Raw genomic sequence first — 13,862 nt, 5'->3', positions numbered from 1 at the left:
GAAATACGAAATATGAAATTACAAGTTTTTCAATTTGCGGTTTTCTGTTTTATTGCCGCCATCGCTGTTTTCACCCTTTCGTTTTCTGGGTTTATGGCGAGTGATTTTTCATAATACATCAACGCTTTGTCTGCTTGGTTTGAAGCCAATAATTTGTTCGCCAAGTTTTCATACGTATAGGCTTCATCGGGAAACAAAAGCGTGTTCAGTTCTGCAATATAGAGCGCTTCTTCTTTTCTTTCAGAATAAAACAACACGCTGGAATAGGTGTTTAATTCTGCTAAACCCTTCGCTTCTTTTTTTAACTTCGGAAGTAATTTTTTTGACTTTCTTTTAAATTTCTCAAGTCCCATTTCATTTAAAGCATCATTAACCATAGTAACCGCATTGTAGTTTGGGATGTAATTTTTATTTTGAATGATTTGTAAAATATCTTCTTCGAATGTGTTCACGGGATGTTCTACAACTCTGTTTATTTCTTTTCCGTCTTTGTAGAATATGAATGTGGGAACGCGATGAATGTTCAAGCCTTCCTCCTCTCCGCCGGGACTTTGTTTGTAGCTTTCACTATCGTTTGAAACGCCTATCACGGTAAGCCGCTCTAAAGAAAATTCGGCTTCTTCCAAAACTTTATAGAATATGGGAAGCTCCTTTTTACTGTCGCCGCACCAAGTGCCAAAAAAAGCAGTAATGGTGTATTGCGGAAGTAGTTTTTTAATTTCTTCAACTTTTTCTTTATTGGGTTGATACGTTTCAAAATTGGTTAAAAACCATTCAGAATAAGTGTTTTCAGAAAGTGCTTCTTTATTAATCTTCCCAAGTAACATTGGGGTTTCGCCTTCTTTAATTATTTCTTTATTAAAAGGCTGCGCATAGTTGGTGAAAATTGAAAATGTGAAAGCAATGGAAAAAAGGATTAAATTTTTCATGGTCGTTGATTTTAAGATTAAGACCACGAATATTTAAAAAATGATGAATAAATTTCTGAATAAAGGGTTTGAAAAAGGTACTAGACCCCCGTTTGAATTTAATTGGAATATAGATTTTTTACGTCTTCACGAGAGGTGACGTTCAGCTTTTTGTAGAGGTTATTTATATGTGATTTTACCGTGCTTAGGCTCACAAACATGACTGAAGCAATTTCTTTGTTGCTTTTATCTTCCAAAATAAGTTCCAAAACTTTTTTTTCCTGTTTTGAAAGTGATTCTTCTATGGAAGGAAGAAGTTCATTCGCTTTTTTCAGTTTTTTATAAAAAAAGAAGTTGCCGAGAATTGACAATATAGAGATTACAGCCAACGCATAAACCCACCATGGAAAATCGCTGGGTTTAATTGCGGCTACTAAATACTTGTCCGAAGCTAGCTCTGCGCTGTATTGCTGGGTATAGTTGCTGTTGGGGTATTTTTCGATAAGCCTTTGCAGTAAATCTTCATAATAGCTATTGTTTTTTAAATCTTCCAAATAATAGGCGTGCAACGGTTGTGTCCTGTCTGAAAGAAACGTGTAACTATAAAGCTCAGCCAAAGGTTCTTGAAGCTGTTCTCCATATTGCTGCAAAATACTGAACCATTTTTTTGAGTTTATTTTACGGTTTGCTTCACTGCGATAGGTGCCAAAAGCAAAACGCATGTCGTGCTTTAAGGAGTCTATTTTTAAAAAAGCATTGGCTTTTTCGTTTTTTGAAACCACGCGGCAAAACATTTCTTCATCAAAAGAAAAGGGAAGTGTTAGTGTGTCGTTATTGTTCGCAATAAAAATAACCTCTTTGCTATTTGGGCAATGGCCAGTGAAGTGTGTGGTATTTTGGTCGCTTTCACTACAAGTATCTACATGGATTCTATAAATTTTGTTTTCGACGGCTAAATTATCACCCGCAAACGAAAAATAACCTGTTGAGTCGGGAATTGTTTTATTGAGAATTTGTTCAGGAAAAACACCTGAAATTTTTCTGTAATCATCCACAACTGAAAGATATACAGTGCCTTTGCTGAATTCGGCATCTACATAGCCAGAAAATTTATATTGTGCATTACTGGCCGCAATGGCAAAAAAGAACACAATCAGTAGAATGAATTTTTTCAATCCCATTTTTAAAATAAAACACTAAGGTAATAAACTCCGTTGAACCTAAATCTTGTAACAAAAGGAAAAATGGCTTGACAGATAGCTTAAATATTAATCGTAAATTTGTTTTCTATGAATATATGGAGAGTCCTGCTTGCAATCCTTTTTCCACCACTTGCTGTTATTGGCAAGGGTTGTGGATCTGTGCTAATTGTTTTTATACTTACCGTTTGCGGATGGGTTCCCGGTGTAATTGCTGCTTTAATAATTTTAAACAATCCTAAAAGATAGACCGATGCTACAAAAATTATTTTTTCTGTTCGTTTTGGCTTTTACTGCCATAAGTTGCCAATTTACTGAAACCATGGTTATGAACGAAGACGGAAGCGGCATAATGACGGTGGAAGTGAACCTCAATGAAATGATGGCCTTTGGCGGTCAGGCCATGGCGGATTCAACAGTAGTGAAAATGGATACCATTGTTTATATGAAACAGTTTTTGGAAGAAAAGAAAGACAGTATTTCCAAACTTTCAGTAACCGAACAACAAAAACTTAAAAAGTTGGAAAACTTCAACATTCATATAAAAATGGACTCGGAAACTTCTGAAATGGTTTATGATATTTCTACAAATTTTAAAAACATAAGTGAGGCCAACGATATTCTTAACGGTCTTGAACAAGCTGGAAATTTGATGCCCAATCCAGATGCCAACACGGAAATTAAAAAAGAAGAAGATACTCCCGAAATAGTGGGCGTAAATTATTCTTTTGAAAAAGGTATCTTTAAAAGAGATGCCTATATAAAAGATGAAAAGTTGCACCAACAGCAAGTAGATAGCATGAAACAGGCCGAGGCTTTTATGGGCAGCTCCAATTATGTATTGAAATATACTTTTCCAAAGAAAATAAAGAAAACTTCAAATCCAGACGCTGCATTTTCAGAAGATAAAAAAACGGTCAGTATTCAGGCACCTTTTTTAGACTATTTTAAAAATCCAGATTTGCTGGATTTAGAGGTAGAATTGGAGAAATAGGAATTTCGGCAATGTATTTGTATTTTAATTATCACTAACATTAAAAATACTACAAATGAAGGCACTCTATTTATTAATCCCACTATTTATGGTAAATGCCTGCAAAACGCAGACGGGTAACGTAATTTCTTCAGAAAATACAACTATGGAACAAATGGAAAACAAGACAACAGGCTGTCCTGAAGAAGGTACTTGCAGTGTCGTGATTCACAAAAACAAAAGCTTGTCCATAGAAAAAGATGAGTTTGGCGCATTATACCCGCAACTCGTGGACGGAACCAACACTGTAGTTGAATATACCTATCTTAAAGAAGGCCCAGAAGGAACTGCAGATGGTAATTATTCTGAAACCATCCATTTTGAAATACCTGCGGCAACAACAACATTGACAAAGGAAAACGCCTCACTGCAAGATGTAAAGCTGCTTTACGGAAAACACTGCTTCTGCAGAGGCGAAGCAGGATATTACACCATTTCCAACGGAAAGCTTTTAGTTGAGAAAAGCACCCAAGGAATTAAATTTGACCTTAAATTTAAGGTTGAAAAAACCTCGCAAGTGGTTACACATATTTCGGAAGTAGTAAAACTTTAAACCTAAGCACTAAGACGGTTTGACCACGACCGCTTCACTACAAGAAGCAGAACGGTTTAAATTTTGCCTTTATTTAATCTGGAATGTTTGGAACACGATGAATAGCGAATGAAATTAAAAGTTCTATAATTCCTTTCAGTTCTTTCAATTTTTAATGCACCTGTCTTTTTCGAGTCTTTTGTCTCTTTAATTCAGTTTAATGACAAAACCGTCGTGAATCAAACCGTCGTGAGTCAAAACATCTTTTTTCTATATCCTATAAAACAAAAGAGGCGTTCAAAATTTGAACGCCTCTTTTTTATGAGCAATTGTTTTAAAGTTTAATTCTTAACAACCTTCTTGGTAGTTACTTTATTGCCGTTCTTCACAACAAGGAAGTACATTCCGCTTTCAACATAATTGTAATCCAATTGTTTGCTAAAAGTGCTAGAAGCATTAACATCATCAAAAGTAGATTGACCGATGATTCTTCCTCTTAAATCATATAATGAAACTTCAATGTTGTCATTAGTAGCCGGTTTGAAGGTAAGGTTGAAGGTTCCGTTTGAAGGGTTTGGATAAACCGCAAAATTTTCAAAACTGAATTCTTCAACACCAACGGTTCCAGTTACAGTAATAACCGCATTGTTTAAATCATAGAATATATTGTTTGACGAAATAACCATCAACCTACCTGTTGTAGTATTAAGGTTTGGAACGTTCACAACAGCACTTCCATTGTTTGGCACATTTAAGGCGACAGTTATAGGATATGTTTGTCCACCATCGGTAGAAAACAAAATATCCACCAATGGGCTATCAACTGGAGCTACGTCAGTTCCTGCAACATCCCAAGTAACGGTTTCTGTAGTTTGGGTGTTCCAAGTGGTCGCTGTATTTTGTGAGGTTACCACAAAAGGACCTGCTGATCCATCTACAGTAACGAACATATCATCACGTGCAGAAGAAGCACCGCCAGCCACATTATCGCGAACGGTATATCTAAAACGCATAGATCTTCCTACCTGAGGAACAACCTCCCAGGTGGTCTGTGTATTACCTGCCAATACAGTATTTATAGTAGGCATATATCTATCTGGTGAGGCCAAAGGATCAATAGATCTGAAAGCCGGTCCTACGGTTGAAGTGTTTTGTGGTGGTTGTGGAGAATCCTGGTTATCCAATTGCTCCCAACAGTGTGAAAGCACATCGCCAGCATCTGGGTCTGTAGCAGTACCTCTTAAAATAAATGGAGTTCCTTTTGGAATTCTATAATCAGGCCCAGCGTCTGCTGTTGGTGGCAAGTTATTGGTAGGGGTTTGCACCGCGCACTGGCCTTGTCCATTTTTAACATAGGACCACATTTCCTGAATGCTAATGGCATGAAAATAATCATCACTATGTACTTGCACATTTTGATTACCACAAATACCAGCATAAGCCATAATCGTTGAACCACTTCCAGGCTCAAAAGCTGTAGGAAGGTTTCTATTTCCACCGCCACAAGCTCCTGCTGTTCCGTTAAAAGTATGGTTTGCGCCGTATTGATGGCCCATTTCGTGCGCTACGTAATCAATGTCATAATTATCACCAATTGGGGCGTTAGTTCCAGTTACTCCCCTAGCTTTTTGACCTGTTCTACAAGGTACGCCAAGTCCAGCAATACCACCAGCTCCAGTACTGAAAACGTGACCTATATCATAGTTGGCAGTACCAATTATATTATCACAAGTAGTTTGGTTTTGGCCAAGCATAGCACTTCCATTAAAATTATCGTAAGGGTCTGAACCAGCATTAAGAAAGATAATATCTGTATTGTTAGCTACAATTATCATTGTTACAGCTAAATCTCTTTCATAAACACCGTTAACTCTGGTCATAGTATTGTTCATTGCTAAAAGAACAGCCGCCTTTTTTACAGGATCTGGTTCTCCGTTACCAATACCTTGCTGATTTAAATGATATTGTGAATATTCCCCAGTACAGGCAAGGGCTAACCTAAAAGTACGGAGCATCCCATCATTGGCGTTTCTATTATCCAAAAGTATTTCTGGACCCACAGTATCCTCTACCATACATTGGAACCCGTTTGGATCTGGCGGAAGACTATTGATATTATAGGTAATGTAATAGTTTTTATCCTTAGTGTAAGGATCAATATATATGGTGGAATAGTTTACAGAACTGATCATAACATTTACGCCCATGTTCGAAACACTAAAGCGCGCAACGGCTGAAGCATCATCAATTCCCTGAGCGGCGTAAGACCTGATATTAGGGTACTGCGCTTGAAGTTCCGGTGCAAACACAGAAGCTTCATAAACGCGGAAACGTTGAATTTCGCCATTGTTTGTTGGCAATTCAATAACAACATTTGATGTGCCGCTAAATCTTTCAGGTGCATTTGCTATAAGATTTTTAAAAGCGGGAGTATTCAATTTGAAAAGATTAAAATCTTGTGGCATACTGTTTCTGTATGCTTTTTGTCGAGTTTGCGTTTCAGATGGCGAAGCTTTCGTCCATAACGCATTCTGTGCATGCAGCCCAAAGCTCAAAAGCAAAAGGAATACAAACAGAAATGGTTTAAAAGTACTTTTTTTCATTGTAGTTGTGATTATTATGAATGTTTAGAATCGTAAAGATAAGCGTCTTTAGGGGAATTAATAAATTTTTAAGAAATATTCTTTTAAGGTTTTTTTTAAAACATCCTAACATTATAAACAAGATGGCGTTTAATCGAATTATTTTGTGTTTTATCCGATCTTTTAAAAAAAAATTTTATATTTAGCATATGTTTAACACTAACTCTTAAATATTATGAAAAAAATTACAATTTTTATGTTATTAATTTTTGGAATTAATCTTTCAATAATGTCTCAGACTTTTACAAATTTGGTCAGTTACCCAGCAACGGACGGAAGCATAAGTTTTTATCATCAAAATGGTGTTGGTTATCAAATGACAAAACAGAGTATTCAAGGGGGGGGACAGATTTTAAATTTTCGTTATACGAATAGTTTTACCACATCAAATATTATGTCATTTAATAATTCTTCGCTTATAGTAGGTAATCCAATTATGACAAGTGAAAAATTTTATGTTAATGGAAATAGTACTTTTGCTGGTATTGTTAAAATCAATCCGGAATTTACTTCAGGAAGCTTATTTCAAATAGGTCCATCAGGCAACCTTTATAATTTTAATACCTCTAGCAATGGAGCGATTAGCTCAAACATTGGGAGTTTTCGGTCTCAATTTTATTGTGATAATGCCTTAACCTACTTTAATTTACGTGACAAGAATAATAGTGAAATATTTAAAGTAAGTAATGATGCCAATGGTTCTTTCATTCACCTCCCTAAATTAAATTCAAGGATAGTAATTGGAGACTACGGTAGTTACAGACTTAATGAAGGTAAATTGATTGTTAAACAGGGCAATGCGGTAATTGAAGGAAATATACTTGCGCAAGGTGAGATAACTGCTGAAGGAGACATAATTGCGCAAGACGATATAGTTGCTGAGGAAGATATTTTTGTTTCAGGAAGAATTGGTATTGGAACGACACATCCTGATCAAAAGTTAACGGTAAAGGGTAAGATTCATGCGGAAGAAGTTATTGTCGATTTAAATGTCCCCCCTGACTATGTTTTCGAAAAATACTATACAGGAGAATCTACTTTAAACCCAAATTACAAAATGTTTGGATTAAAGGAAATTGAGAATTTCACAAGGCTAAACCATCATTTACCAAATGTGCCTTCTGCAGAACAAATTCAGAAAGATGGTTTAAAGTTAAGTGAAATGACGAGTATACTATTGCAAAAAATAGAAGAGTTGACATTATATACAATTGAACAAGAGAAGCGGATTAAAAATTTGGAGACTAAATTAGAATCTAATAAATAATCCTCTTTCAATTAATCTAATAATATAATGTTATGAGAACTATTAATTATAAAATTTTATTGGCATTAATGGCTATTGCGCTTCAATTTTCGCCAATATACAGTCAACGTGAAAATGATATTTGGGTGTTTGGTCAAAATAAATGGGTCTTTGATCAGAACAATAGCTTTTCTTTTTCTACTCTTAATAATTTTATAAGTAAATATAGCACTGCTTCAATAAGTGATAAAAGCTCTGGTCAGCTACTTTTCTTTACAAATGGAATTAAAATTTTTGATAAAAATGGTAATATGATGAGCAATGGGAACTATCTTGCTGGAATTCCCCCTGGAACAAACACAATGCTTGATCAATTTTATGAAACTGAAGGCCATTGTGGAGGTGGCACAGGTACTAATCAGGGAACTTTAATTTTACCAAAGGTGGGCTCTATAACTAATTACTTCGTTTTTACAAATATTTTTACGGGTTTTAAAGAGTGTTATGCTGGATCCAATGGACCATTTTACAATTTTGGGATTCAATATGCTGAAGTAGATATGTCGAGTACTTTAGGTAATGTTATTTCGAAAAATAATACTATTTTATCAAACACTCATGGAGCAATGACTTCAGCTCTTGGCCACGATGAATCATATTATTGGTTAGTAACAAATTATCAAAATAGTTTTTATGCATATAAAGTTGACTCCAACGGTATTAATATAAATAATCCGACAATAAGTAGTTTTTCCGATGCAAGTTACGAAAACCTTAAAATATCGCCAGATGGGACACGCATTTTGTGTTCAGATCGCAGAGGTTCAACGCAGGCTGATAGAATGCTTTATGAATTTAATAATTCAACGGGACAAGTCACAAACCCTTTGGATTTTACTTCTAGTAACATATATTATTCTAATTACTTAGGAAGCAAAAGTAGTGCTGAATTTTCAGAAGATAGCAATATAATTTATTTTTCTATTTCAGATTCGACTATTCCTACAGGAGGTGGACAGAATAAAGGAGGTATCGCCATGTATAATATATCTACACAAGCATTAGCTGGTCTTACATTTCAAGACGAATATTCATTTCCTTTAATTGATGATCACCATAGAATTAACTTGCAGCGTGCAAAAAATGGGAAAATTTATGTAATATATAATGATATTGGTACTCAACAATATTCTATAAGCATCGAAAATAATTATTGGGGGGTTATAAATTCTCCAAATGTGTGGAATCCTAGTTCCGACCCAATTTCGATAATTAACGCGCCATCTTCTACAAATAATGGATATATGTTTCCGCAATTAATTCCAGAACTCTCTCAATGCGTAAACGATCTCACCATCACTGAAAATGTTCTGAATGGACAAAATGACATTCAATCAGCTTTAAATACAATCACTGCAACAAACATTGTTTACGGCGGGGGAAGTGCCACATATGATGCTGGAGTTACAGTCTTTTTAAAACCAGGCTTTAATGCAAAATCAGGCTCCGATTTTAGAGCATTTATTCAGGGCTGTACCGTTCCTCCTATTATAAATGAAGATGACTTAACTAAAAGCAATGAGAATTTTGATTCTCAAAAAGAAAAGGTTCTAATTTTACATCCAAACCCAACTTCTGGTTTATTAAATATGAAGAGCGAAGAAAATATGTATAGCTGGGAAATTTCTAATCCTTTCGGGATTATTCAACGTTCTGGGACTTTTAAAATGACTGATGCAAAAAATGTAGAAATTGATTTGAGTAATCTTATAACCGGAGTTTATTATGTAAAGGTGGTTTTTCAAGATGGTGAAATAACTACGAAAACGCTTATCAAAGAATAGGTATATTTGCAGTTAAACTAAAGTCATCTTTTGAACAGGTATATTGAAGTTAATTATTTAGGCTTAAAAGATTACAAAGAAACTTGGGATTTCCAGGAGTCGCTTTTTCAAAATATTCTGCAGCTAAAAAGTAAAAACAGAAAAGATAATTTGGAGCAGGCCACCCCAAATTATCTTTTGTTTGTAGAGCATCCGCACGTTTATACCCTTGGAAAAAGCGGCCATATTGAAAATTTGCTCATTTCAGAAGAGAAGCTAAAAGCTATAGATGCAAAATTCTACAGGATAAATCGCGGAGGCGATATAACCTATCACGGACCCGGTCAGATTGTAGGCTACCCTATCTTGGATTTGGAAAATTTTTTCACAGACATACACAAATACCTCCGTTTACTGGAAGAAATGATTATCCTGACCTTAGCTGAATATGGCCTTAAAGCAGAGCGCAGCAAAGGCGAGACAGGAGTTTGGTTGGATGTAGGCACACCTTTCGCTCGAAAAATATGCGCCTTGGGTGTTCGTGCAAGTCGCTGGGTGACCATGCACGGTTTTGCCCTAAATGTAAATACCAATCTTGGCTATTTTGACAATATGATTCCCTGTGGAATCAAAGACAAATCGGTAACTTCCTTAAATGTGGAATTGGGAAAAGCTGAAATTTCCATGGAAGAAGTGAAAGAAAAATTATTAAAACATTTTCTAGTTCTTTTTGAGGCTGAATTGACAAAAGAAAAAATAGCAAATCCTTAAAAAGTAAACCCAAAAACCCCAGTAACTCCAAACTTTCGAGCATCAGGATTGTCTAAATAATTTCCGCGGAAATTGAAGTCCAATCTAAAAACACGGAAAATATTGCCAACACCCACACTCCATTCCCAATAGATGTCTTCGGGCGCTTGGTAAACGATATTTGAAGCATTTAGATCTTTGTTTTCCTGTGATATTGTTCCATAAACTGCTCTAAAGCTAACCACTTCACGCAAGTCTAGTTCGCGTATTAGTGGTATGCGCGAAAAGATGCGCCCGCCAAAGTTGTGCTGTAAATGGAGCGTAGCATAGGTATCACTCACAAATTCATAATAATCAAGCTGGTTAAAGCTGTTGTACAGACTAAAATAAGTTTGGTTCCCAGGAATCGGATTCAATAAACTTAGCGGAACCGCCCCAATGGTCGTCCCCATTTCAACTGTAGAAAGCAAACGACCAATACCACCTATATTCCAAGGTTGCGTATATAGCGCCTGTATTTTCTTATATTCAAAATCTCCCTGCAAAACACCTTTTAAGCCATAGCTATAACCCGCATAGAAAGAAGGAAAGTCACCATCGTTTATTACGGTTCGTTCCACGCCATAACCAGAGGTTTTTCTTCCAGGAGCATATAGAAAACCAAGTTGTATTTCAGCCTGTTTAAGTTCGCTTTTCACTTCACCTGTAAAAACACCACCTTCCATAACATTATAATCAATACTGAAGGTATCAGTTGCAGACTCTAAGGTTCTGTATGAGCCCGTAAGGCGCAAAATAAAATTTTTCCAAGGTTCAATATCAAAACCTATTGTGGTGAGGTTTATTCGCGAAAGCCTATCATTAGACCCCACTGACAACAACGAAGAAGAAGCCAAGCTTCGCCCCAAAACATCGGTGCTATTTGTAAGACTGGCACCCGTCTGCTCTACATCTCTCCTATTACCGCCAAAAACAGTGAGTCGTGATTTTCTGTCCAAAAGCCATTTTGCAGAGATTCCATATTTAAATCTATCATCTTTAAAACCATATGCCCCAAATCCTTCCAAACGCCAAGGGTCATTTTGGCTAAAATAGGTTCGTCCACCCAAGCGAATTCGCATCCCCTCGGCTTCGTTGAACCCGAAGATGGAAAACACAGGCCCAATATCAAAATTATTTACTTCATAATACCCACTTGCCAACGTAGCACCAATATTATACAAAGCCTTGAAACGCCGGACGGTTTTAAGGGTGTCCAACATTTTATAGACCCCCTTTTCATCCTTGCTCAACTTTTCCATTCGGTTTTTATCCCAAAAGTCATCCGGCCTGTTATAGACTTCGTAATTGTATGGATCTACCTGTTGGTTATAAAATTTTTTTTCTTTTGGAATGTCAAAAGCATAATTATCATAAAGTGTGGTTCGCTTGCCATAAACACCTTTTGCAGCTTCTTTTTTCTGAAAGCTGAAATCACTCATAAAATAATCTCGGGTAATAAGGAAAATAGAATCGTTTAATACATCAAATTCCTGTTCTATATAGACATCACGCACCCAGTTTAGGTTTGCGCTTTTGGAAGCTTGCAGGTTTATTTCCTTAATGGCCCACGTAGAATCATTCACCCAAAAATCACCTTTAAAAGTCAGTTCGTTTTTTCGGCGCGGGTAGTAAACAATGTTGTAGCACCATTTATTGTCGCGATAAGCACTGTCGCGAAGCACATAATTGTAAACATCAATTCCAGTCTTGGAAAGCGGGCTTGTAAAAGCTTTGTCAAAAAACTTTAAATAATTGTCATACACATCATATTCGCTGTAAAGATCTTTTACGAAAGCTATAAGTGTTTGGTTATTCTCAAAACCGGAATTTTTGTTACCGAGCAACATCTCCTTTTCTTGGCCTAGCAAATTATCGCCATAGACTTTTGATGCGGCCTCGTTTATGAAAATAGGCAGGTAGGTATTCCCAGTAACGCTTGAGGTATCTGTCTGGTCAAAAACAAACTCCATTCCTTTGAATATCCTGCTTTTAATAAGCGAACTATCAATAGTGTTTAAATCAAATTCAAGCTTTTCGTATTTATCGTATTGATATTGTTTAAATTTTTTAACTCCATTCTCTCTTCTATTCTCCCAAATCTTCCTAAGAATGTCAATGGCCGGATTATTCTTTTTTGAGGTTTTTCCACTGTAAACAACCACCTCGTCCAATGCATCGGCGCTTTCTTCCAGCAGTACTTCCATATTGTAGGTGCTACGGGAAGTGAGTTCAACCTCTTTGGTAGTAAAACCTATAAATGAAAAGAGAACTGTTTTGTAGGTTTTGTCACTTTCCAAATAAAAACGACCGTTTTCATCTGAAATGGTTCCTTCCTGAGAATCTTTAAAAATTACATTGGCAAAGGCTACAGGATAATTAGAGCCGTCTTTAATGACCCCACTAACTTTGGTTTGGGAATATACCGAAGCACCAATAACAATAAAAAAAGACAAAAGAAGGTACTTCATAAATTTAGGGGACTGATATTTTAAAGGGTATAAAATTAGTCTCTATAAAGAACTTTCTTTACAGCCTTAACAACATCTTCACTATTCGGCAACCACTCTTCCAATAAGTTTGGTGAAAATGGAGCTGGAGTATCTGCAGTATTAATTTTCACAATTGGAGCATCCAAATAGTCGAAAATTTGGTTTTGAACTTGGTAAGTTATTTCAGTAGAAACGTTTCCAAAAGGCCAAGCTTCTTCAAGTATCACCAAACGGTTTGTTTTCTTTACAGATTCAAAAATCGCTTCGTAATCAAGAGGTCTTACAGTGCGCAAATCGATAATTTCGCACTCAATTCCTTCTTCAGCAAGAGTTTCGGCAGCCTTATAAGCTTCCTTTATAATTTTTCCGAAGGAAACAATGGTTACGTCCTTTCCTTTTCTTTTTATATCTGCTACTCCAAGTGGAATTAAATACTCACCTTCCGGCACTTCGCCTTTATCGCCATACATCTGCTCACTTTCCATAAAAATAACTGGATCGTTATCGCGAATGGCACTTTTAAGCAATCCTTTTGCATCAGCAGGATTACTAGGAACTACAACTTTTAAACCTGGGCAATTTGCATACCAACTTTCAAAAGCCTGGCTGTGTGTTGCCGCAAGTTGTCCGGCAGAAGCCGTTGGCCCACGGAAAACAATCGGAATATTGAATTGCCCGCCGCTCATTTGGCGCATTTTGGCAGCATTGTTTATAATTTGGTCAATCGCAACAAGAGAGAAGTTAAAGGTCATATACTCAACAATTGGCCTATTGCCATTCATTGCAGAACCAATAGCTATTCCGGTAAAACCATTTTCTGAAATTGGGGTATCGATAACGCGTTTTGCGCCAAACTCGTCAAGCATTCCTTTACTGGCTTTGTAAGCACCGTTGTATTCGGCCACTTCCTCGCCCATTAAGTATATAGATTCGTCGCGACGCATTTCTTCGCTCATCGCTTCACAAACCGCTTCTCTGAATTGTAGTGTTTTCATTTGTCTAAAATATTTGATTTTCAAATGTCAAATGGAACATCCTAATATAACATGTTACTGCTAATTTTAAAATATAAGTGAGGATGTTTCATCTGCTTAAATTGAAATGTAAATAACTGAAATTTTTCAGGGACAGCAAAAATACTATAAATCCAATCTGTTTAAGTATTATTTCTCCACTTTTAACCAAAATTTATTATGCG

At 36.3% G+C, this 13,862-nt stretch carries 11 protein-coding genes; 6 read left to right on the top strand and 5 right to left on the bottom strand.

All coding sequences use genetic code 11. The features are described from left to right. Positions 1-29: 29 nt before the first annotated feature. Positions 30-929, bottom strand: coding sequence for a thioredoxin family protein (locus Q2U82_RS07090; protein ID WP_410006988.1), 900 nt, complete (start codon positions 927-929; stop codon positions 30-32). Positions 930-1,027: 98 nt separating this feature from the next. Then, positions 1,028-2,089 carry a helix-turn-helix domain-containing protein gene (locus Q2U82_RS07085; RefSeq protein WP_410006987.1) on the bottom strand — a complete coding sequence of 354 codons (1,062 nt, stop codon included), beginning with the start codon at positions 2,087-2,089 and terminating at the stop codon, positions 1,028-1,030. 108 nt (positions 2,090-2,197) lie between these two features. Here Q2U82_RS07085 and Q2U82_RS07080 point away from each other — a divergent pair, with 108 nt between their 5' ends. From Q2U82_RS07080 to Q2U82_RS07070, 3 genes are read left to right on the top strand one after another with little or no spacing between them, the layout of a single operon-like run. Further along, positions 2,198-2,356: a YqaE/Pmp3 family membrane protein gene (locus Q2U82_RS07080; protein WP_410006986.1), complete on the top strand. Its 159-nt coding sequence runs from the start codon at positions 2,198-2,200 to the stop codon at positions 2,354-2,356. 4 nt (positions 2,357-2,360) lie between these two features. Further along, positions 2,361-3,101 carry a hypothetical protein gene (locus Q2U82_RS07075; protein ID WP_410006985.1) on the top strand — a complete coding sequence of 247 codons (741 nt, stop codon included), beginning with the start codon at positions 2,361-2,363 and terminating at the stop codon, positions 3,099-3,101. 55 nt (positions 3,102-3,156) lie between these two features. Next, positions 3,157-3,693 (top strand): hypothetical protein, encoded by a 537-nt coding sequence (locus Q2U82_RS07070; protein WP_410006984.1) that lies wholly within the window; start codon positions 3,157-3,159, stop codon positions 3,691-3,693. Positions 3,694-4,013: 320 nt separating this feature from the next. Here Q2U82_RS07070 and Q2U82_RS07065 read toward each other — a convergent pair whose 3' ends face one another. Then, complete coding sequence (locus tag Q2U82_RS07065; protein ID WP_410006983.1) at positions 4,014-6,275, bottom strand: reprolysin-like metallopeptidase; 2,262 nt, start codon at positions 6,273-6,275, stop codon at positions 4,014-4,016. A 214-nt stretch (positions 6,276-6,489) separates the two neighbouring features. Here Q2U82_RS07065 and Q2U82_RS07060 point away from each other — a divergent pair, with 214 nt between their 5' ends. The 3 genes from Q2U82_RS07060 to lipB are packed head-to-tail and all read left to right on the top strand — an operon-like array spanning position 6,490 to position 10,154. After that, a complete protein-coding gene (locus Q2U82_RS07060) occupies positions 6,490-7,581 on the top strand; it encodes a DUF3430 domain-containing protein (protein ID WP_410006982.1) in 1,092 nt (363 codons plus the stop codon). 32 nt (positions 7,582-7,613) lie between these two features. Further along, on the top strand, positions 7,614-9,404 hold the full coding sequence (locus Q2U82_RS07055) for a 3-coathanger stack domain-containing protein (RefSeq protein WP_410006981.1): 1,791 nt from the start codon (positions 7,614-7,616) through the stop codon (positions 9,402-9,404). Positions 9,405-9,434: 30 nt separating this feature from the next. Continuing rightward, positions 9,435-10,154, top strand: a complete 720-nt coding sequence (gene lipB, locus Q2U82_RS07050; protein WP_410006980.1) for a lipoyl(octanoyl) transferase LipB — start codon at positions 9,435-9,437, stop codon at positions 10,152-10,154. On the opposite strand, the gene Q2U82_RS07045 is transcribed toward lipB, so the two are convergent. Beyond that, on the bottom strand, positions 10,151-12,643 hold the full coding sequence (locus tag Q2U82_RS07045) for a DUF5686 family protein (protein ID WP_410006979.1): 2,493 nt from the start codon (positions 12,641-12,643) through the stop codon (positions 10,151-10,153). The genes lipB and Q2U82_RS07045 overlap by 4 nt on opposite strands. Before the next feature lie 35 nt (positions 12,644-12,678). Then, positions 12,679-13,677, bottom strand: coding sequence for a pyruvate dehydrogenase complex E1 component subunit beta (locus tag Q2U82_RS07040; RefSeq protein ID WP_410007143.1), 999 nt, complete (start codon positions 13,675-13,677; stop codon positions 12,679-12,681). Positions 13,678-13,862: the final 185 nt, after the last annotated feature.

The organism is Aequorivita nionensis, assembly GCF_046352995.1.
Classification (GTDB): domain Bacteria; phylum Bacteroidota; class Bacteroidia; order Flavobacteriales; family Flavobacteriaceae; genus Aequorivita; species Aequorivita nionensis.
Note: the sequence above shows the minus strand (reverse complement) of the source record. Positions and strands in the feature narration are given on the sequence as shown.

Excerpts from the sequence above, each read along its gene's own strand:
- Q2U82_RS07090 (WP_410006988.1), bottom strand. The coding sequence starts at position 929 with ATGAAAAATTTAATCCTTTTTTCCATTGCTTTCACATTTTCAATTTTC.
- Q2U82_RS07085 (WP_410006987.1), bottom strand. The coding sequence starts at position 2,089 with ATGGGATTGAAAAAATTCATTCTACTGATTGTGTTCTTTTTTGCCATT.
- Q2U82_RS07080 (WP_410006986.1), top strand. The coding sequence starts at position 2,198 with ATGAATATATGGAGAGTCCTGCTTGCAATCCTTTTTCCACCACTTGCT.
- Q2U82_RS07075 (WP_410006985.1), top strand. The coding sequence starts at position 2,361 with ATGCTACAAAAATTATTTTTTCTGTTCGTTTTGGCTTTTACTGCCATA.
- Q2U82_RS07070 (WP_410006984.1), top strand. The coding sequence starts at position 3,157 with ATGAAGGCACTCTATTTATTAATCCCACTATTTATGGTAAATGCCTGC.
- Q2U82_RS07065 (WP_410006983.1), bottom strand. The coding sequence starts at position 6,275 with ATGAAAAAAAGTACTTTTAAACCATTTCTGTTTGTATTCCTTTTGCTT.
- Q2U82_RS07060 (WP_410006982.1), top strand. The coding sequence starts at position 6,490 with ATGAAAAAAATTACAATTTTTATGTTATTAATTTTTGGAATTAATCTT.
- Q2U82_RS07055 (WP_410006981.1), top strand. The coding sequence starts at position 7,614 with ATGAGAACTATTAATTATAAAATTTTATTGGCATTAATGGCTATTGCG.
- Q2U82_RS07045 (WP_410006979.1), bottom strand. The coding sequence starts at position 12,643 with ATGAAGTACCTTCTTTTGTCTTTTTTTATTGTTATTGGTGCTTCGGTA.